Origin of the sequence: Flavihumibacter sp. (genome assembly GCF_036676075.1) — a bacterium.
Taxonomy (GTDB): Bacteria; Bacteroidota; Bacteroidia; order Chitinophagales; family Chitinophagaceae; genus Flavihumibacter.
Map to the genome: position 1 here is coordinate 292,509 of NZ_JAKFDQ010000009.1, position 20,825 is coordinate 313,333.

At 42.8% G+C, this 20,825-nt stretch carries 16 protein-coding genes and 1 tRNA gene; 12 read left to right on the forward strand and 5 right to left on the reverse strand.

The window, feature by feature from the left end; all coding sequences use genetic code 11:
- Position 1 precedes the first annotated feature (1 nt).
- Positions 2-1,864, reverse strand: a complete 1,863-nt coding sequence (locus V6M43_RS10055; protein ID WP_332734857.1) for an alpha-amylase family glycosyl hydrolase — start codon at positions 1,862-1,864, stop codon at positions 2-4.
- Positions 1,865-1,973: 109 nt separating this feature from the next.
- Positions 1,974-6,980, reverse strand: a complete 5,007-nt coding sequence (locus V6M43_RS10060; protein WP_332734859.1) for a CheR family methyltransferase — start codon at positions 6,978-6,980, stop codon at positions 1,974-1,976.
- 461 nt (positions 6,981-7,441) lie between these two features.
- On the opposite strand from V6M43_RS10060, the gene V6M43_RS10065 reads away from it, so the two are divergent.
- A complete protein-coding gene (locus tag V6M43_RS10065) occupies positions 7,442-7,852 on the forward strand; it encodes a response regulator (RefSeq protein ID WP_332734860.1) in 411 nt (136 codons plus the stop codon).
- A 3-nt stretch (positions 7,853-7,855) separates the two neighbouring features.
- On the opposite strand, the gene V6M43_RS10070 is transcribed toward V6M43_RS10065, so the two are convergent.
- On the reverse strand, positions 7,856-8,113 hold the full coding sequence (locus tag V6M43_RS10070) for a hypothetical protein (RefSeq protein WP_332734861.1): 258 nt from the start codon (positions 8,111-8,113) through the stop codon (positions 7,856-7,858).
- Between the two features lie 201 nt (positions 8,114-8,314).
- A tRNA-Ser gene (locus tag V6M43_RS10075) sits at positions 8,315-8,399 on the reverse strand.
- Between the two features lie 153 nt (positions 8,400-8,552).
- Between V6M43_RS10075 and fucP the strand changes: the two genes are divergently transcribed.
- From fucP to V6M43_RS10115, 8 genes are read left to right on the forward strand one after another with little or no spacing between them, the layout of a single operon-like run.
- Positions 8,553-9,836 carry an L-fucose:H+ symporter permease gene (gene fucP, locus V6M43_RS10080; protein ID WP_332734862.1) on the forward strand — a complete coding sequence of 428 codons (1,284 nt, stop codon included), beginning with the start codon at positions 8,553-8,555 and terminating at the stop codon, positions 9,834-9,836.
- Positions 9,837-9,857: 21 nt separating this feature from the next.
- Entirely contained in the window at positions 9,858-10,622 is a 765-nt protein-coding gene (locus V6M43_RS10085; RefSeq protein ID WP_332734863.1) for an SDR family NAD(P)-dependent oxidoreductase, read from the forward strand.
- Between the two features lie 3 nt (positions 10,623-10,625).
- Positions 10,626-11,483: a fumarylacetoacetate hydrolase family protein gene (locus V6M43_RS10090; protein ID WP_332734864.1), complete on the forward strand. Its 858-nt coding sequence runs from the start codon at positions 10,626-10,628 to the stop codon at positions 11,481-11,483.
- Positions 11,470-12,306: an amidohydrolase family protein gene (locus tag V6M43_RS10095; protein WP_332734865.1), complete on the forward strand. Its 837-nt coding sequence runs from the start codon at positions 11,470-11,472 to the stop codon at positions 12,304-12,306. The genes V6M43_RS10090 and V6M43_RS10095 overlap by 14 nt, the downstream gene beginning before the upstream one ends.
- Before the next feature lie 2 nt (positions 12,307-12,308).
- Positions 12,309-13,094 carry an SDR family oxidoreductase gene (locus V6M43_RS10100; protein ID WP_332734866.1) on the forward strand — a complete coding sequence of 262 codons (786 nt, stop codon included), beginning with the start codon at positions 12,309-12,311 and terminating at the stop codon, positions 13,092-13,094.
- Positions 13,095-13,103: 9 nt separating this feature from the next.
- The gene (locus V6M43_RS10105; RefSeq protein ID WP_332734867.1) at positions 13,104-14,744 is read left to right on the forward strand and encodes a UxaA family hydrolase; all 1,641 of its coding nucleotides are present in this window, start codon (positions 13,104-13,106) and stop codon (positions 14,742-14,744) included.
- A gap of 31 nt (positions 14,745-14,775) precedes the next feature.
- Entirely contained in the window at positions 14,776-15,561 is a 786-nt protein-coding gene (locus V6M43_RS10110) for an alpha/beta hydrolase-fold protein (RefSeq protein WP_332734868.1), read from the forward strand.
- Between the two features lie 9 nt (positions 15,562-15,570).
- Positions 15,571-16,134, forward strand: a complete 564-nt coding sequence (locus V6M43_RS10115) for a c-type heme family protein (protein ID WP_332734869.1) — start codon at positions 15,571-15,573, stop codon at positions 16,132-16,134.
- Between the two features lie 57 nt (positions 16,135-16,191).
- Here V6M43_RS10115 and V6M43_RS10120 read toward each other — a convergent pair whose 3' ends face one another.
- Complete coding sequence (locus V6M43_RS10120) at positions 16,192-17,142, reverse strand: sugar phosphate isomerase/epimerase family protein (RefSeq protein ID WP_039132695.1); 951 nt, start codon at positions 17,140-17,142, stop codon at positions 16,192-16,194.
- Between the two features lie 89 nt (positions 17,143-17,231).
- Between V6M43_RS10120 and V6M43_RS10125 the strand changes: the two genes are divergently transcribed.
- The 3 genes from V6M43_RS10125 (at position 17,232) to V6M43_RS10135 (ending at position 20,778) form a co-directional block, all read left to right on the forward strand.
- Entirely contained in the window at positions 17,232-18,362 is a 1,131-nt protein-coding gene (locus V6M43_RS10125; protein ID WP_332734870.1) for a glycoside hydrolase family 53 protein, read from the forward strand.
- A gap of 25 nt (positions 18,363-18,387) precedes the next feature.
- The gene (locus tag V6M43_RS10130; protein ID WP_332734872.1) at positions 18,388-20,220 is read left to right on the forward strand and encodes an ABC transporter ATP-binding protein; all 1,833 of its coding nucleotides are present in this window, start codon (positions 18,388-18,390) and stop codon (positions 20,218-20,220) included.
- Between the two features lie 123 nt (positions 20,221-20,343).
- Positions 20,344-20,778: a DUF3276 family protein gene (locus V6M43_RS10135; RefSeq protein WP_332734874.1), complete on the forward strand. Its 435-nt coding sequence runs from the start codon at positions 20,344-20,346 to the stop codon at positions 20,776-20,778.
- Positions 20,779-20,825 lie beyond the last annotated feature (47 nt).

Genomic DNA, 20,825 nt, shown 5'->3' on the forward strand with positions numbered 1-20,825 from the left:
TCTATTGAATAGAAAACACCATTGATTCTAATGGTTCGCTGTCAATGGTAATGTATCCCAGGCCGTTTCTAATTTTCAAGGTGGCGGTTCTTCCTGTCAGCTCATCCTTAATGTTATAGCTTGAATTAACCAGCTTCCATTTTTTGATGATAGAGTCCGGCAACAACAATTCACCCGTGAATCGATTTGTGTTACTGAAATTCGAAAATACAATCAGTTGCTTATCTGCTGACCATCTCACAAATGAAAATTGTTTGTCCGAATAAGTTTTGTTTTGTTGGCGATTAAAACGGTGAATCTCTTCATAATCACCCATCAGTGCATTATTCGATTTAGTAAAATTTAAGAGAGTACTATAAAATTTTTGAAGGTCTTTTTCCTTTTGGGTAAGAAGCCCGCCATCAAACTTCCCCCCATTCATCCATCGCTGGTGTGTTGGTACTCCTATATAATCGAAAATACTGGTACGGGTTGGATTACCATATCCTGCATCCTCGTTACCTTCTTCACCCAATTCCTGGCCAAAATAAACTAGTGTAGGTGAACTGCTGATCAAAGCAGAAACCACCATCGCTGGCTTTGCTTTGGCAGGATCACCCGCGAAACCCGGGCTTGCTATTCTTTGTTCATCATGGTTTTCAAGGAAATGAAGCATATGATGTTCAATATCTGCCATTCCATTTTGTAATGCCACAAGGTTATCTGTGCTTCCATTACCCTGTATGATGTTCCTTAGCGTGTCATACATTTCAACTTTATCATAGAGATAATCCATTTTACCCAGCTTGATATAGTTTCTGTATTGTGATGGGTTGTATATCTCCGCAATAAGTGTTGCATCTTTATTTCTCATCTTAATGGCAGCATTCATATAACTCCAGAATTCAACGGGAACCATTTCTGCCATGTCGAAACGGAAACCATCAACGCCGAGATCTAACCAGAATAAAGCGATATCCCTGAATTTTTTCCAGGTTGCCGGTACCTTTTTATTAGCCCAGAATGCATTATGATCCTCTACCGGAAGCGATGCATAAGAAGCAGGTAGCGTGTCAAAATCCTTAACACCATCGGGCCTTATGCCGTAATTCACTTTTATGGTCTCATACCAGTCATCCACCTTAGGTTGTGAAAGCCTGCTGCCATTTCCCGTCCACTTTGCAGGTATCTCTTCAAATTTTCCATCACTCAAAGGATGTGCAGCCCCGCCTAATGGCTTATAACTGTCTTTACTTGCCGGAACCTTAAATGCTTCTCCTTGTATATAATAAAAACTATTATCCCGATTATATTCCACATTCCGATCATCCTTTGTACCGAAGTCTTCTGCACTATCGGGTTTTTGTTGCGAAATATATTGTCGTGCCACGTGATTGGGCACAATATCTATAATCACCTTCATCCCGTTCTTGTGTGTGCGTTCAATTAATGATTTGAACTCTTCCAGCCTTTTGGCTGGGTCTGTTGCCAGATCTGGATTCACATTATAATAGTCCTTTACTGCATAGGGTGATCCCGCGCGGCCTTTTACAACATCCGGATCATCGTCGCTAATGCCAATAGCTGAATAATCTCTGATCACTGCGTGATGCGGAACGCCTGTATACCAGATATGGGTGATACCCAGTTGGCGAATAGCGGCAAGTGCGGTGTCAGTAAAATCATTAAACTTACCAACGCCATTTTCTTCAATCGTTCCCCATGGTTTCCAGGTAGTATCCTTATTACCGAAAAGACGCGTAAATACCTGGTAAATTACAATCTTGCCTCCCTCAGCTGTTGGCTCTGAATTATTCGTGTTTTCAGTTGCAGTACAGGCTGCTAAAAAAATAAATACCAGTAATATCCCGGAAAATGTTCTCATACCTGCATCTTTTTGCATTAACAATAGTTGTAAAAGTATAAGAATTTAGAGATATACTTTCTATAACAAAAACGCAGCGCTTGAGGCGCTGCGTTGCAATTAAAGTTTCTTAAGAATTTATTTTTACTGTGTCGGGTACTTCAACCTTTTGTTCAAGGGGTAATACGATCACGAAACTCGCACCTTCTCCTTCCTTACTGTAGGCAGTAATGATACCCTTGTGCTTTGCAATTATCTTTCTTGCAATGGCCAAGCCAATTCCAGTGCCCTCATATTCATGCCTCGAATGCAATCGCTGAAAAATCGTAAAAATCTTTTCTGCATATTCATTATCAAAGCCAATCCCGTTATCCTTAATGGTTATTCTACAGAATTTTCCTTTCTTATCATAGGCATTGGTAAATGAAAGTTCGCTCACTTTGGTGCAACTGATACGGATATGTGGTTGTCGGTCATCCCTACTGAATTTTAGTGAGTTGCTTATGATATTCTGGAATACCTGTCGCATGTAACCAGGTACTATATCAGCCATGGGCATGTCATCAACTTCTATAATTGCGTTCTTCTCATTTATTACAAGTTCCAAATCACTTAGAACCTCTGCTATTACTGTGTTGAGTTTTATACTTTCAAAGCTGCTGTCGGCTGTAAGTTTTGTAAATGAAAGAAGATCGTTCACTAAAGCGGCCATCCTGGTAGAAGACTCAATGATTTTATTCACATACTGAAGTGCACCGGTTGGCAAAGCCTGGCTGTGACGGTCTTTTACAAGGTTACTAAACATTGTGATCTTCCTTAACGGTTCCTTTAAATCATGACTCGCTATTGATGCAAACTGCAGTAGCTCACTATTTCTTGCTTCCAATTCAGTGTTGATAGATTGCAATTCCTCAGTTCTTTCAATAACCCTCGCTTCCAGAACATCATTCATGATTTTCTGGTCATGGATATCAGTACATGTTCCAAACCACTTTACAATATTGTTATTGTCATCTCGCATGGGTAGGGCACGTGCAAGGAACCACCTGTACTCTCCATCATATCTTTTAAACCTGTATTCAATTTCATAGGCATCACCTGTTTCAAGTGCAGTATGCCAAACTTTTAACGCACGCGGGTGATCTTCCGGGTGAAGCACTTTACTCCATCCTTTACCCATTGATTCACTTTCAGTGAGGCCTGTATACTCATACCATCCGTTGTTAAAAAAGATATGATTCCCATCGGGAAGCGTTACCCATACCAGCTGCGGCATGAAGTCAGTTACAAATTTGAATTCCTGATTCAGTTTGACCAATTCATCATTGGCATCCTGGATCGCCTTTCTTGCCTTAACCTGTTCTGTAACTTCATATGCGAAGATCAGAATGCCATTAATTTTATTATTCTCATCCCTGGTGGGTTGGTAAATAAAGTTGAGATAGATATCTTCTCTCTTTTGTCCAGGTTCCGAAGCAATATTTAATTTAACCTCTTTCCCTATGTATGGCTCCCCTGTTCTATACACCTGCTCAACGAGCGACAGAAGTTTATGACCATCATCATCCAGCATTGTTTCCTCAAATGTTTTTCCAACAAGATTTGTCTTGCCAAATAAGCGCTGGTAGGAAGGGTTCACGAGGGTATACACATGGTTTGGACCACTTAATGTAGATATCATGGCAGGTGCCTGCATAAACAGGTTATGCAGTATTGCTTTCTGGGCCTCCACATCAGCAGTTCTGATTTGTACCAATTCTTCCAGCTCAGAATTGGATGCCTTGAGAACTTCATTCTGGCGTGCAATATCTTCTGCCGTTCTGTCGGTAATGGCTCCCAGAAGCCTGTAAGGCCTGCCACTTTCATCTTTGAGTACTGTACCCTTATCAGACACGAGAGTATATATGCCATCGAAATTTTTCAGGCGATATGAAATGTGGTAATCTTCTCCTTTTCGTATTGCATCATTGATAGCAGAAGATACTCTTTGCTGGTCCTCCGGGTGTATCGCGTTTAGCCAGAAATTAATAGTATTTGTTTCAGGGCCTTTTTGATAACCAAACCAATTGTAAAAACTATCGCTCCACCATATATTATCAGTTACAAGGTTGCGATCCCAGATGGCATCACTTATGGCATTGGAGATAAGTCGAAATCGCTCTTCACTTTGTGCAAGGTCATGAGTCCTCTCCTTAACTTTCTGCTCCAGGGCCAGGTTTAGGCTCCTGTAGCTTTCTTTGGATTTAATTAGTTCATGATAATTATTCCTTAGTTTCTCCTCGCTCTTCTTCTTCTCATTTATATTCGTTAAACTTATAAGTATGCCATCCATCATAGGCGTCACAATGATATCAAACCAGTTTGTTTCACCTCTTAAATCTAATTGCATCTCCATCTGGAAAGATTGACCACTGGTGATCACGCGGATGCATTTTTCAAAAAATCCTTTCTTTAATACCTGGGGAAAAACAGCCTGGAGCGATTGACCCATATATGTTTCATTCGTCTGTTGCAGAAGTTCATCGCTGGCATAATTGGCCGCTATCCATTCAAAATCCTTTATTTCGCCTTGCTTATTTCTTACTGCCCTGAATGCCATCACAGCACTCTGGGTGGCATTGAATACACTGTGAATGATGGTGTTTAATTCCCTTACATTCGAAATATCTATAAAGGTTATTACAGCTCCATCAACATTACCATCCTGACGTACATAAGGCAGAATTCGCATGAGATTAGTTCTGCCATTAATTAACTGGACCTCTTTCTCCAGTGGTTGTTTCTTCTGAATAACATTGCCGATGTCATCAGGAAAATTATTTCCATCTTTTATGTTTGTTGAAATATGAGCAATGGGTCGTCCGATATCACTTTCAATAAGGTTGATCATCTTAATGGCAGCAGGGTTGAATTTCCGGATTCGAAAATCCCCATCAACAAATACCTGGGCAATTTCAGTACTGCTGAAGTAATTGTTCAGATCATCATTCAGTTCAACCAATTCACGAATACGAAGTTGGTGCTCGGTATTAAGCGTGTGTAATTCTTCATTCAGACTCTGCAATTCCTCATTGGAACTTTGCAATTCCTCATTGGCAGACAATAATTCTTCATTGCTCGACTGTAGCTCTTCATTAGACGTCTCCAGGCTCTCCACCGCCATCTGAAGATTGAAGCGGGTTTCTTTTAATTCCTCTTCAAGTTCTCCAATATAACTGGCAGCACCTGCCTCCGGGATGTCAATGTTCTCATGTGTATGGCGGATATGCGGAAGTTCATGGCTTTCGCTTAACAACACCAGCACATTATTGGTGCTTGATGAGGGACGAACAAAAATATTTATCGGTTTATCGGTGTTTGAACCACCCTTGAAATTGGAAAGAACAACCTCAGCATTTTCCCTTACAGATTTTCTTATGGCTGCATTCAGACTTATAGAAAGATCCTTACCAACCATTTTCATCAGATTCAGGGAAGTGATCCTGTCAGGTAATGACAGGTATTTCCTGAAGTCACCGATAGCTTCTTTGATCTCAAAGTTCTTGTCGATATACAATGCAGCAAAGCCATACTTTTCGGTAAGAACAGCCCTGAAATCATCGGTAAGGTCTTTAAGTAATATTGCTTCCCTTGCAGTTGAAATAAACTGCATTTCCTTACCCGTTTTTAGTGACTGAGCAGATGGAAGTCTTTCCGCATTAAAGCGGGTATCATTAGTAACTTTTTGGTAGAGTTTCCATTTACCATTCAATTCTTTAAAGCCGTCATTGATATTTACAGGCGATTCACTAGGTCCAAGAAATAAGTATCCACCTGTATTCAATGCAAATTCAAAAGTCGTTATTATCTTTTTCTGCAGGATATTGTTCATGTAAATGAGCATATTCCTGCAACTCACGATATCATTTTTAATAAATGGAGGATCTTTGAGTACGTTATGCCGCGCAAAAACTATTTGCTTACGAATCCTGGAATGAACAACATAACGGTCGCTTTCCCTGAAAAAATAACGTTCAATAAGAGAAGGGTCAATCTCCAGCAGGTTAGATGGTTCATAAGTTGCCCGTGATGCATATTCTATGGCCTCCTGGTCAATGTCGGATGCGAAAATTTTAACCTCAAGATATTTATCTTCCTTCTGTAAAAGTTCATCTATAAGAATGGCTATTGAATAAGCTTCTTCACCTGTACTACAGGCAACGATCCAAACCTTCAGAACTTCACCCTCTTGTTTTTTTCTGATGAGAGGGAGCAGAACATCATTTTGTAAAGCATTAAAACCTGCCTTATCGCGGAAAAATTTAGTTACCCCTATTAAGAATTCCTTGCCCAGAAACTTACATTCATCAGCGGAATTATGTAATAGTTTTAAATATTCTTCAAAATTCTGGTATCCAAGCATCCCCATCCTCCGTGTTATTCGTCGGATGATTGTTGGGGTTTTATAGTTGGTGAAATCCTGCTGGCAATTTTTTTCTATCAGCATCATCACTTCAGGTAACATTTCTTCTGTTGGTTTGCCATCAAGGATAAGAGGCTGAGGCTTCTCATTTATGTAATTGAAGATCTCTTCCGGCATTAATTCTGGAGTAAGAATAAGGTCTGCCACGCCTGTCGCAATGGCACTGTTAGGCATGCCATCAAATTTCGCCGTTAAAGGATCCTGTACCATTACAAGCCCTCCTTTTTTGTGGATCTCTACAATACCTTTTGATCCATCAGTACCTGTACCTGATAATATAATCGCAATAGCTTTAGAACCCTGGTCCACAGCAAGCGATCGCAACAAAGTATCCACTGCTGTATTGGGGGCTTTCTCTACACTTTTTTCACCCAGAATTAATTTTCCCTGGTGTATGGTCAGCAATTTATTATTGGGTATTACATAAACCGAGTTTTCTTTTACTTCCATCATATGATCAGCCTCCAGCACCTCCATATGGGTGTGCTTTGCGATCAATTCAACCAAAAGGCTTTTATAATCAGGAGATAAATGCTGGATAATGATAAAGCTGAGGTTGCCGTTTGATGGCATATTGTCGAAGAATTCGTGGATCGCTTCCAATCCACCTGCGGATGCGCCTATGGCAACTATAAAATGATTATTCGGGGTTTCTTTTATGTTGAGTGAATCCATAAAACAGGGTTTACCAATCCTCTTGCCAGAATACATCTCAATGCGGAAATCCGAGTTTTATTGAGATAATATTATGATTTTCCTGTATAGACTCTGCCTATTTTAGAAAAGGATCTAACCGGGTAGAAAAAATTTATTCCATCAATTATTGGGGGGTAATTTCTCTTAATTAGTGAATTCAAATGTTCAAAGTTTATTTATTCTGTAGAACTATTTCCCCAGACATATATGATTACAGATTTAAGACTGGAGAAGGTTGTTAGGATTTAAAATTTACACATTTTGAAAGGCGATTCCATGGGGACCAGATGGGGACCAGATGGGGACCAGATGGCGACCACCCCTTTAGAGTTCCATAGGGTACTCCTTCCATAATCGGAATAATTAGCTGCGGGTTTATTGATTATTTATAAAAATTATTTTTATATTTTTGACGCTTACCAATAATTATCCCCCCTTACATGAGTAGAACAATAAGGATTTTTGTGGTTGACGACGATCTCGATGATACTGAAATATTCCAGGAAGTATTATCTTTTATCGACCCAACAATCCAGTGTTCCACAGCCGAAAATGGGAGGGATGCGTTGGATAAACTGTCGAGGGTAACTTTCATACCCGACCTGATATTCCTGGATCTGAATATGCCCCGGATGGATGGCAAGGAATGCCTGAGGAAACTAAAGGAGAATCTTCTTCTCCGAAACATCCCGGTTATTATATATACAACCTCATCACAATCGAAAGATATTGAGGAAACAATGGAGGCTGGGGCAATAAAATTCATTACCAAGCCATTGAATGTTAATGACCTGGAAAAAATTCTTCGTCCCATTGTATTGGGACTGAAACAGCCTACAATCCAGGATTGAGTATCAGGTTTCCCTGTCATAACTCACGAATGGACCAGTATTGGAAAGTCCACTGGATCCCTGAACATCCCGTCTTGAATGTGCCCGGAAATGATCTACCGCGCTTTCACCCCTTGCCGCAGCGGCCAGGGCTGAATTTCGCTTCTTTTTAGGCGGAGGATTGTCTGTTTGCTGATTAGAGTTACCTGCTTCCTTAATTGCAGGATCCACCGGAGGATTTTCTTCCATACCGGCTGCAAGATTCGGATTATCAGTTGCCATGGTATGCTGATTTTAGTACTATAATTTACGAAAAATTCAGCACAGACCCATTAATAATGACTCCAATCAATTCCTTGAAATGACCAGATTTTATCCCCCCATATGTCCAGGCAACGGATTGCGTCCGCTGAAGGCAGCCGCAATTTCTATCTTCCACACATAAAAAAACCAGCTGAAACTAAAAGCTTCAGCTGGCGCAAGCGGAGAGAGAGGGATTCGAACCCCCGGACCTGTAACAGTCAACGGTTTTCAAGACCGCCGCATTCGACCGCTCTGCCATCTCTCCGGGCGCAAAATTAGGGTTTGGGAATAAATACCAAAATATATTTTTCGGGACTAAGTTAATTTCGACTGATAAATTGATGGATTTGACGTTGTTAGCCATTGCATGGATGGTTAATTTTCCATAGTCTTAGGGCTAAAAGAAAATCTAACCAGCATGCCGCGCCAAAATAAATACCTGCTTCCCTTTATACTGGTCACCAGCCTTTTTTTCCTTTGGGCTTTCCTGCATAATATCAATCCCATCCTGATTCCGCACCTGAAAAAGGCCTGCCAGTTATCAGATACAGAATCCGCCCTCATCGATTCTGCCGTTTACCTCGCATACTTCACCATCGCCTTACCCGCAGGATGGTTCATGAATAAATTCGGATTCAAAAAAGGTATTCTTTTCGGCCTTCTGCTTTATGGAATCGGTGCCCTGCTTTTTTTACCTGCAGCAGGAAGCCGGAGTTTCAATTTTTTCCTGGTGGCACTTTTTGTAATTGCCGCGGGAGCCACTTTTCTGGAAACAATCGCCAATCCTTATATTACTAAGTTGGGAGATCCTTCCACTGCAACCCAAAGACTCAATTTCGCGCAGTCTTTCAATGGAGTTGGGGCATTCCTTGCACCCATCATCGGTGGACAATTCATTTTATCTGGCATTGAGCACAGTCCGGCTGAACTGAGCAATATGCAGGCTAGCGGAACCCTCAACGCTTATCTGCAATCAGAAGCCGATACCATCCGCATGCCTTATCTCGTTATCGCTGTAGTAGTATTGGTTCTCACCACGATCTTCTATCTGGTTAAATTACCTGAAGGAGAAGGTGATGCAACCGAAGATCAATCTGGGAATACAAAATTTTCTCTCGCCATTCTTCGCAACAAACAGGTACTCTGGGCAGTTATAGCCCAGTTCTTTTATGTTGGGGCACAGGTTTGCGTGGGAAGTTTTTTTATCAGGTTCTCTAAATACGTGATCGACCTTCCGGAAAAACAAGCTGCATTCTGGCTTGGTTCGATTGCTATGGTAGGATTTATGGTTGGCCGGTTCACCGGAACCTTTCTGATGAAATTTATCCGTCCGGCTCAATTGCTTTTCCTCTACGCTGTTGCAAGTACTCTTCTACTTGTGGTCGCAACAAATAGCCAGGGTCCATTCGCTGTATATTGTTTGATGGCTGTACCTTTCTTCATGTCGATCATGTTCCCCACCATTTTTGCACTTGGAATAACGGGGCTTGGAAAAGGTGCACGTATGGCTTCTTCACTATTAGTGATGGCAATTGTTGGGGGGGCTATTATGCCGCTGTTGATGGGACAAATTTCTGATCTCACAGGTGGTAATATTCAATTGGCCTACGTAGTACCCATGATTTGTTTCATGATTGTGGGCTGGTTTGCCTGGTCGCGTTCCAGGGATGAGATGCCAGTTACTGTTGGTGGCGGACATTGATAATATTGAAAACAATAAAAGATGTTTGATTATACAAATAAGACAGTTGTCATAACCGGGGGGGCCAGTGGCATAGGCAGGGCTGCTTCCCTTGCGTTTGCAAAAAATGGTGCAACTGTACACATTATTGAATTACATGCACCCGGTTGGGCAGCACTTGAACAGGAAATAATTGAAGCCGGACATTCTGCACATATACATTACTGTGATGTGAGTGACCAGCAGAAACTCCTCGATGTATTTCAAAAGATTGGCAGACCAGATGTGCTGGTAAATAATGCCGGCATTTCACATATAGGCCGTGTGACCAATACCACGGAAGAAGATTTTGACCGCCTCTTTAATGTAAATGTAAAAGGCGTTTATAATTGCATGTTTGCAGCTATCCCATTGATGCAGGAAAATGGCGGCGGAGTTGTGCTTAATATGTGTTCTATTGCTGCCTGGGTTGGACTGGCAGACCGTTTTGCCTATTCTATGACAAAAGGGGCAGTGTATGCCATGACCATTTCTGCTGCCAGGGATTATCTGCAAGACAATATTCGCGTCAACTGCATTTCTCCGGCAAGGGTTCATACTCCCTTTGTAGATGGCTTCCTCGCCAGGAACTATGCAGGGAAAGAAAAAGAGATGTTCGATAAGCTTGCTAAATCACAACCCATCGGAAGGATGGCAAACCCGGAAGAAATTGCTAACCTGATGATCTATCTCTGTTCAGATGAAGCATCCTTTATTACCGGAACAGATTATCCCATCGATGGTGGATTTTTAACACTGAATACTTAAGATATGAAACTGATACGGTTCGGAGAACCCGGAAAGGAAAAACCCGGTGTGTTGATAGCGGATAAATTCTATGATGTTTCCGGCTTTGTACACGATTACAATGAAAGCTTTTTTGAGAATGGTGGTATTGCCCACCTTGCCTGGATGATGGACCAGTACAAGAATATGCTGAGGCCGATGCCAGCCGGTAGTCGGATTGGTGCACCAGTTGCAAGGCCCTCAAAAATCGTTTGCATCGGACTTAATTATGCAGACCATGCGAAAGAAACCAATGCCACGCCACCTGCAGAACCCGTTGTTTTCATGAAATCAACTACTGCGATCTGTGGCCCTTATGACGATGTGATCATACCAAGAGGATCAGAAAAAACCGACTGGGAAGTAGAATTGGCGGTGGTTATAGGCAAAAGGGCATGCTATGTAGAAGAATCAGAAGCAATGGATTTTGTTGCGGGGTACTGCCTCCATAATGATATCAGTGAAAGAGCCTACCAGCTCGAAATGGGTGGAACCTGGGATAAAGGAAAGGGCTGTGATACCTTCGCGCCATTAGGGCCGGTTCTGGTAACAAAGGATGAAGTTGAGAATGTGGACAATCTTCGGTTATGGCTTACCGTAAATGGCAAACTGATGCAGGATGGATCAACTTCTAACCTGATCTTTAATATTCCCTTCCTGGTTGCCTATGTAAGTAGATTTATGACATTGCTTCCGGGAGATATTATATCTACCGGTACACCAGCTGGTGTGGGTCTGGGTATGAACCCACAGGTATACCTCAAGCCAGGTGATATTGTGGAATTGGGTATTGATGGACTAGGCACCTCAAGACAAAATATTGTAGCATATGCTTCGTCTTGATGCACACCAGCATTTTTGGCGTTATGATGAAAATCGTGACAGTTGGATAACACCGGAGATGAGTGTCATAAGGAGAGATTTTATGCCTGAGGATCTGCAGCCCTTATTGATTGAAACCGGGTTTGATGGTTGTATTGCGGTGCAGGCAAGCCAAACAGAAGCCGAAACGAATTTCCTGCTTGAGTTGGCTTCCGGTCATTCATTCATCCGATCAGTTGTTGGCTGGATTGATCTTCAGAGTGCTGCTTTGGAAGAAAGACTTTCCTATTATAAATCCTTTGAAAAACTCAGTGGTTTCCGGCATATACTGCAGGGGGAGCCTGTTCGGGACCTGATGCTGCAACCTCAATTTAAGCAGGGAATTGAATTGTTAGGGAAACACGGATACAGGTATGATATCCTGATCAATAATGACCAGTTAGGTTATACATACCAGTTATGCCGTCAATTGGATGACCAACCCTTTATCATTGATCATCTTGCAAAACCTGATATCAGGGGAAAAGCATTTGAAAACTGGCGGAATGAAATTCAACAGTTCCAGGAACTTGAACATGTATATTGTAAAGTATCTGGTATGGTTACAGAGGCTCACTGGCATCATTGGGAAGAAAGTGATTTTACACCCTACCTCGATACCATATTAGAAGTTTTCGGTGCACGCCGCCTGGTATTTGGTTCCGACTGGCCTGTATGCCTGCTGGCTGCCGGATATAGCGAGGTGGTTAAGCTTGTGGAAGAATATTTTAAAAAACTTTCGGGAGATGAGCGAGCAGGAATCTTTGGTGGGAATGCACAATATTTTTATGGTATAAAAAATTGAATATGGATCTGCAATTAAAAGATAAGGTCATCATCGTAACAGGGGGTGCAAAAGGGATCGGTGAAGGCATCGTAAAGTTGCTTGGTACAGAAGGGGCTATCCCGGTTATTATCGGAAGAGATGAGGCAGATAATATGCGACTGGTAACATCCTTGCAGGCTTCAGGATTGCAGGCTGCGCAGTTTGTGGCGGAGCTTTCTGATCCGGAAGAATGCAAAAAGGCAGTGGAGGAGGTGATGCAACGTTTCGGAAGAATAGAAGGGTTGGTAAATAATGCCGGTAAAAATGATGGGGTATCCTTAGAGAAAGGTACCTATGAAGATTTCATGGCATCAATCCATCGCAACCTGGTACATTATTTCCTGCTGGCACATTATGCATTGCCGGCGCTTAAACTTTCGAAAGGAGCCATTGTTAACATCAGCTCTAAGACGGCTGAAACTGGGCAGGGGGGCACTTCGGCATATGCAGCTTCTAATGGTGGCAGAAATGCACTTACCCGCGAATGGGCAGTTGAGTTGTTGCCCTACCGTATACGTGTGAACGCAATAATTGTAGCGGAATGCTGGACGCCACAATACCAGACATGGATCAGTTCACTACCGGATCCGGAGGCGAAGCTTGCGAAGATAAATGCACGTATCCCTTTTGAGAACAGAATGACTACACCTGAAGAGATCGCGAATATGACGGCCTTCCTTTTATCTGAAAGATCAAGCCATACAACCGGGCAGCTCATTCATGTAGATGGCGGCTATGTTCACCTCGATAAAATTATCAATGATTAAGTTGGTTTTATGCAGCAGAAAGTTTTAAGGATACATCCGAAAGATAATGTACTGGTGGCGCTCACTGGTTTAAAGAAAGGTGACCCCATTATTTTTGAGGGCGAAACGATCATTCTCCAGGATGATGTTCCGGCTAAACATAAATTCACCCTTAATGATCTTCATGCCGGCGACGGCGTTTATATGTATGGTGTACTGGTAGGCAGGGTTCAGGGAACAATACCAGCAGGGGGCTGTCTTACTACTGAAAATCTGAAGCATGCCGCGGAGCCTTATGATTACCATGGATCGGATTATGAATGGGAAGCACCAGATGTATCGCGCTTTAGCAACAGAACATTTAATGGATTCCACCGTAAAGATGGGAGGGTGGGTACTGCTAATTACTGGCTTTTTATTCCAACCGTTTTCTGTGAAAACCGTAACCTGGATGTGATCCGCGAAGCGCTTGTTAATGAACTTGGGTATGGTATAACAGATAAGTATAAGCGATATACGAGGCAATTGGTTGAAGCAGTAAAGAAAGGTGAGGGAATTGATTCAATAAGCTTTGCGCCATCATCTGATAGCAGGCAGGAGCGACTGTTCCCAAATGTGGATGGCATCAAATTTCTAAACCATGAAGGAGGTTGCGGTGGAACACGCCAGGACGCCGGTATACTTGGGAAATTACTTGCCGCATATGCCAACCATCCGAATGTTGGTGGTATTACAGTGTTAAGCCTGGGTTGTCAGCATTTACAGACCTCAGATTTCCTGGAGGAACTAAAGCAGCTTGATCCCTCTTTTGATAAGCCGCTTTTTATATTTGAACAACAGCAGTCGGGAACAGAGCAGGACCTCATCAGTGCAGCTATACGGCAAACTTTTTCAGGGCTGATAGAGATCAACAAACAGGAGCGGAAACCCGCTACCCTCGATCATTTATGCATAGGTGTTAAATGTGGTGGCAGTGATGGCTTCAGTGGAATTTCGGCTAACCCTGCTGTTGGATATTGTTCCGACATGGTAGCGGCACTTGGAGGAAAGATTTTACTTGCTGAGTTCCCGGAATTATGTGGCGCGGAGCAGGACCTTATCGACAGGAGTGTAGATGAACCTACAGCCCGGAAATTCATTAAGTTGATGCAGGCATATGACTCACTTGCCCACCAGGCAGGATCCGGATTTTATATGAATCCCTCTCCCGGAAATATAAGGGATGGACTGATAACTGATGCAATTAAGAGCACGGGTGCTGCAAAAAAAGGCGGTTACTCACCCGTGGTGGATGTGCTTGATTATACAGAGCAGGCTACTAAAGCTGGTCTCAGCCTGGTTTGTACCCCGGGTAACGATGTGGAAGCTACAACGGGTAAGGCTGCTGCCGGTGCTACCCTGATCCTGTTCACTACCGGACTGGGAACACCAACTGGCAATCCTGTTTGTCCCACCATCAAAATCTCCACCAATTCTACCCTCGCTAAACGAATGCCCGATATCATTGATATTGATACAGGTGGCATCATAACCGGCGAAAAATCCATCCAACAAATGGGAGAGGAGATCCTTGAATATTGTATCCGCGCTGCCAGCGGAGAAGTTATACCAAAAGCAGTTTTGCTGAATCAGGATGATTTCATTCCATGGAAGCGTGGGGTAAGCTTATGATTGCATTATCTTTAAAGGAATATACTTTTCTATGCAACGATTAATTATTGCCTTCCTCCTGAGCTTTGTTTTTATTACAGTAGCCGTAGCCCAGGATACCAACCTCTTTGAGAAAAAACTATTCATCTCCAGTAAGGGGGATAGCCTTCCGTACAGGATACTTTACCCTGAGAATTATGATCCCGCTAAAAAATATCCTCTCGTACTCTTCCTGCATGGGGCAGGTGAAAGGGGAAATGATAATGAAAAACAGTTGGTCCATGGATCAAAACTTTTTCTGGCCGATAGCAATAGAAGCAGGTATCCTGCTATTGTTGTTTTTCCCCAATGCCCCGAAAATAGTTTCTGGGCAGCAGTAAAAGTGAATAGAGAAAAGCAGCCCTTTGAAATAAATTTCAATTATGGTGCAGAGATGACCGCTCCGTTGCGATCAGTAACAGAGCTTACCAAACAGCTTATTAAAGAAGCAGGTGTTCAAAAGAAAAAAGTATATATAACAGGATTGTCGATGGGAGGGATGGGGACTTTTGAAATGGTTTACCGGCAGCCAAAATTATTTGCTGCTGCAGCTCCTATATGTGGTGGTGGAGATACGGCCTCGTACAATAAAAAAACTGCCAAAGTACCTTTCTGGGTTTTCCATGGGGCGGATGATTCTGTGGTAGATGCTAAACTGAGTCGCCAAATGGTAGATCGGCTAAAGGCCTTGAATGCTGATGTAAAATATTCCGAATACCCCGGCGTGAACCATAACAGTTGGGACAATGCATTTGCAGAACCTGAATTTTTAGCCTGGATGTTCTCACAGCGTAAATAATTTGTTACCATGATCAGGACAATACTATTCATAAGCATTATACTTTTTGTATCATCCGGCTGCGACCAACAAAAAAAATTGGCCGATACAACGGATTATATCAAGGTGGGGGATAGCATTGCTGCTAAAAGCTTTGATCATCTTCGTACAGCGCTGCAGGCCTCAATGTCCGCCGATGGCCCTGCTGCAGCAATTGCCTTCTGCCGACTGCAGGCAATGCCTTTGACCAGCAAATACAATACAGATTCTATAACGGTTATGCGTGTTGCTGAAAAATTCCGCAATCCATCCAATGCATTAAAAAATCCTGACAGCACTGTATGGAGTCAATACAAAACTGCCATTGCAAATGGAGACAGTATTTTTTCAAAAACCGTGGTAACAGATACCGCTATTCATTATTATAAGCCAATTATTCTTCAACCTCTATGCTCTACCTGTCATGGAGTTGCAGGAAAAGGTATTCCGGCATCCCTTGTTACAGTGATAGATTCATTATACCCCGGCGACAGGGCAAAAGATTTTTTAGTGGGCGAGCTTAGAGGGATGTGGCATATCCGGTTTGATAAATAAAAGGCCTGTTAGGTGATGATAGTCACCATAACAGGCCTTTGGATCAGAATCATATTATTAACCCATCGACTGTGCCACTTTTTCGAGCAACGCTTTGGTTTTACGGATACCTTCATCCTCGCTCAGAACATCCCCTTCATATTCGATACCAACGATTCCCTTGAAACCACTATCCTTAACGATCTTCATCATCTTAAAATAATCTGTTTCTGTTTCGTTGCCTTCGGCATCAAAAACATTGCTTTTGGCGCTTACCCCTTTTGCATATGGCATCAATTCCTGCGTTCCCTTATAACGATCATAGCCCTCTACACAGGTGCGCCAGTTTGCAGGATCTCTTTTGATGCAGAAATTTCCGAAATCCGGAAGTGTTCCTACGTTCTTCCGGTTTACCTGTTTCATAACACCAGCCAGCCAGCTTCCATCAGAAGACCATCCCCCGTGATTCTCAACAATTACATTGATGCCGGTTTTTTCAGCGAATTCACCCAACTGGTATAGTCCATCAGCAGCAGTCTTTGCCAGTTCTTCCCTGCTTCCCTTGCCCGCTGCATTCACCCTGATAGTGGAACAACCCAGATATTTAGCGGCCTCAACCCATTTGTAATGATTCTCTACAGCCTTCTGCCTGTCTTCTTTGGTGGCAGCACCGATCTCACCCTCCCCATCACACATGATGAGGTGATTGCGTACACCATTATCCTTGCAACGTTTCAGTAATTCGTTGAGGTAATTTGTATCCTGTGCCTTATCCTTGAAAAACTGGTTTACATATTCTACTATGCTGATACCAAAATCATTCTTTGCTTTCGCAGGAAAATCAAGGTTGTCGAGCTGCTTTGCAAACAATGCCTTGTGCAGTGACCATTCAGCAAGGGATATTTCAAAAAAGGAACCGTTCACTCCGGCAGCAGTACCTGCTGCTTTTGTATTGAGGCAGGAAACACCGGTAGCGCCAATGGCAAGCCCACCCATTAGTTTCAGGAAATGTCGACGATCGGATTGCATGTGATTTTTTTTAAGTGGAATAAAGGTAAAATATACAACTATTTCGATTAATTGCCTTTCACTTATCACATCTTAATAACTTCGTATGTATGTTTAAAATCACTGGTATAGTCATCTTCTCCGGTTTGCTGTTTTCCTGTGGTCCGGTAAAAAAATCAACGCTCCCAAAAACTTCCATGACTGATTTTATTTCGGGGGTCGACCTCTCCTATGTTAACCAGGTGGAGGACCATGGCGGGAAGTTCAGGGTGAAGGGTGTGGAAGCTGATCCCTTCAGAATATTTCGGGAGCATGGTGCCAATACGGTAAGGGTAAGGCTTTGGCATAATCCGGAGTGGACGAAGGCCCTGAATAACGGAAAAAGTTATAGTGACCTGGCTGATGTAATTAAGACCATCAGGAGAGCACGCGAGGCAGGGATGATGGTTAACCTCGATCTTCATTATTCGGATGATTGGTCCTACCCCGCAAAACAGGCAGTACCCAAAGCCTGGGAAGGATTAACATTGCCTGTGCTAAAAGATTCTGTGTACAATTATACGATTGCCGTTCTCAACCAGCTAAACTTGCTGGGACTTGTACCCGAAATGGTGCAGGTGGGAAATGAGAATAATAATGGGATCATGTTTCCGGTTGGTAAAGTGAGTAACGGAGACTGGTCATCATTTGCATCACTGATAAACAGCGGTATTGATGCCGTGCGTGATTTTTCAAAAACCTCTTCCATAAAACCTCGCATAATCATTCATGTTGCACAACTGCAGAATGCATTTCCCTGGTTGAAGAATCTTACTTCGGCGGGAGTAACCGACTTTGATATCATTGGGTTATCCCATTATTTTAAATGGTCAGAAGTTACCAGCATGCAAGCAATCAGTGATACCATTTCAGCAATCAGTAATAAGTATGGCAAAGAGGTTATGGTTGTGGAAACTGCCTATCCATGGACGTCTTTAAATGCTGACCAGTATTCTAACGTCATCTCCGGCTCTGATGCACTTGCACAGTATCCTGCAACGCCTGAGGGCCAGCAGCGATACCTATGTGACCTGGTTGATGCCATCCGGAGAGGTGGCGGCAAAGGCATCATGTATTGGGAGCCAGCCTGGATCAGCAGCAGTTTGCGCGACCAGTGGGGCCAGGGCTCATCATGGGATAATTGCACCCTTTTTGATTTTGATGGCAATGCGCTACCAGCAATGAACTGTCTTGGGCATTAAACAAGTTCCCTACCTTCGCAAATCCATGAAACATCTGTCTGCACTCAATAAATATTTCTGGAAATACCGCTGGCGCCTGGTGCTTGGTATATTGTTCATCATCCTCTCAAACTATTTCCGGATACTTGCTCCGCAGATCACGGGGTTTGTTGTGGATGCCGTGGAGAAACAATTACCTGGCTACAAGGGCACCCGCACTGTTCAGGGATATGATCCCATTGTACAATGGCTTGTAGGCATTACAGAGAAGTCAAGTTTTTCTAACCTGGTCATACTCTGCGGACTCACATTACTTGCGGTGGCCATACTCAGTGGATTCTTTATGTTCCTTATGCGGCAAACCAATATTGTAATGAGCCGGTATATTGAATTTGACCAGAAGAATGAAATATACAGCCATTACCAGAAACTGGACCTGGGCTTCTATAAGCGCAACAGCACCGGCGACCTCATGAACCGAATCACAGAAGATGTAAGCAGGGTTAGGATGTATACAGGGCCTGCAATCATGTATTTCATCAACCTTGCATTCACTATCAGTTTCAGTGTTTTTTATATGGTGCGCACCAACGCTGAACTTACCGTACTCGTATTATCACCCCTGCCATTGCTTGCCATCACTATCTATTATGTGAACACCATCATTCACAAGAAAAGTGAGAGGAATCAGTCATTATTATCAGACCTCACTACCACGGCACAGGAATCCTATTCAGGGATAAGGGTCATAAAATCTTTTGTACAGGAGCGGGCGCAGCAATTGTTTTTTGAGAATAACAGTGAGGCCTATCGCAGCAATGCCATCGGGCTTGCAAAAGTGGAAGCGATTTATTTTCCATCAATGTCGCTCATGATTGGCCTCAGTACTTTGATCACGATACTTGTAGGAGGTATATATGCGATGCAGCCAGGAAGTGGTGTAACAACCGGAACGCTGGCAGAATTCATCATGTATATCAATATCCTGACATTCCCCGTGAGTGCCATAGGATGGACTGCCAGTATGATACAACGGGCAGCAGCATCCCAGAAAAGGATCAATGAATTCCTTGATACAGAATCACTGATCCGACAGCCAGAGAATGCATTGAGTCCGGTGGTAAGTGGAGGTATTCAATTTAAGAATGTCAGCTTTACCTATCCCCATACAGGAATACAGGCTGTTTCAGATTTTTCACTCGAAATAAAACCCGGGCAACGAATAGCGATTATCGGCAGAACAGGATCAGGTAAAACAACCTTAGCACAATTGCTGCTACGGATGTATGACCCGGGCCAGGGAACTATCAGCCTTGATGGAACTGATATCCGTTCCATGGATCTGCAGCATCTAAGGATGCAGGTAAGTTATGTACCCCAGGATATCTTTCTGTTCAGCGATACCATTGAAAACAATATTGGTTTTGGTTTAGAGCAAACAAGCCATGAGTCGGTGAGGTCGGCGGCTTTTGCTGCAAGCGTGGATAAAGAGATTGATGGATTTGAAAAGCAATATTCAACGCTGGTGGGAGAGCGGGGGGTAACCTTAAGCGGCGGACAAAAACAGCGGATCAGCATTGCACGCGCGCTTATAAAGGAACCGAAGATCATGGTGTTTGACGATTGCCTCAGTGCGGTGGATGCTAAAACAGAAAAAACAATTATTGCTAATCTCGACCATTACCTTAAGGATAAGACTGCCATTTTTATCACCCACCGGATTTTCTCACTCCTGTCGTTTGATAAGATCGTTGTAATGGAAGATGGAAAGATCGTGGAGATGGGGACGCATGATCAGTTGCTGCAAAATGATGGTTATTACACATATTTATATGAACACCAGCAGGACGAACCCGATGAAAGCAGCGATGGAGGCTGAATAGGAGGAAACACTTAGTGTATTAAAAAGTTTGGTAAAATTTTGCTAATTCGTAAACAACCCTATATTTGCTCCTACATAATTCCGCACCTAACGAAATTAATAATTGTAAAAACAACAACTGTGGGTTACGAGAACAACGACAAAAAAATGGAGAGCGTTTATAGTAAACGCATCAGAGCAGGTAAAAGAAGAACATATTTTTTTGATGTAAGAGCTACCAGAAGCAATGATTATTACCTGACCATTACTGAGAGTCGTAAGAAGTTTGATGATAATGGTTATGACAGGCATAAGATCTTTTTGTACAAAGAAGACTTCAACAAATTCCTGAAGGCCCTTACTGAAGCTGTTGATTACGTAAAGACTGACCTGATGCCAGATTTTGACTTTGATGCATATAACCACGACAACCTCGAAGAAGGCGGAGAAATGGTAGAAAGCAGTGTAGAAGCAGATGCTATTGTAGCTGCATCTGTTGTTGTACCGCCCGTTGTAAACAACGAGAATACTGTTGAGCCCACTCCCGGTATAGATGAAGAGGTAGATAAGTGGTAAACTGAACCAACCAATTGCTTATGTTAGTGGCCTCCATATGGAGGCCA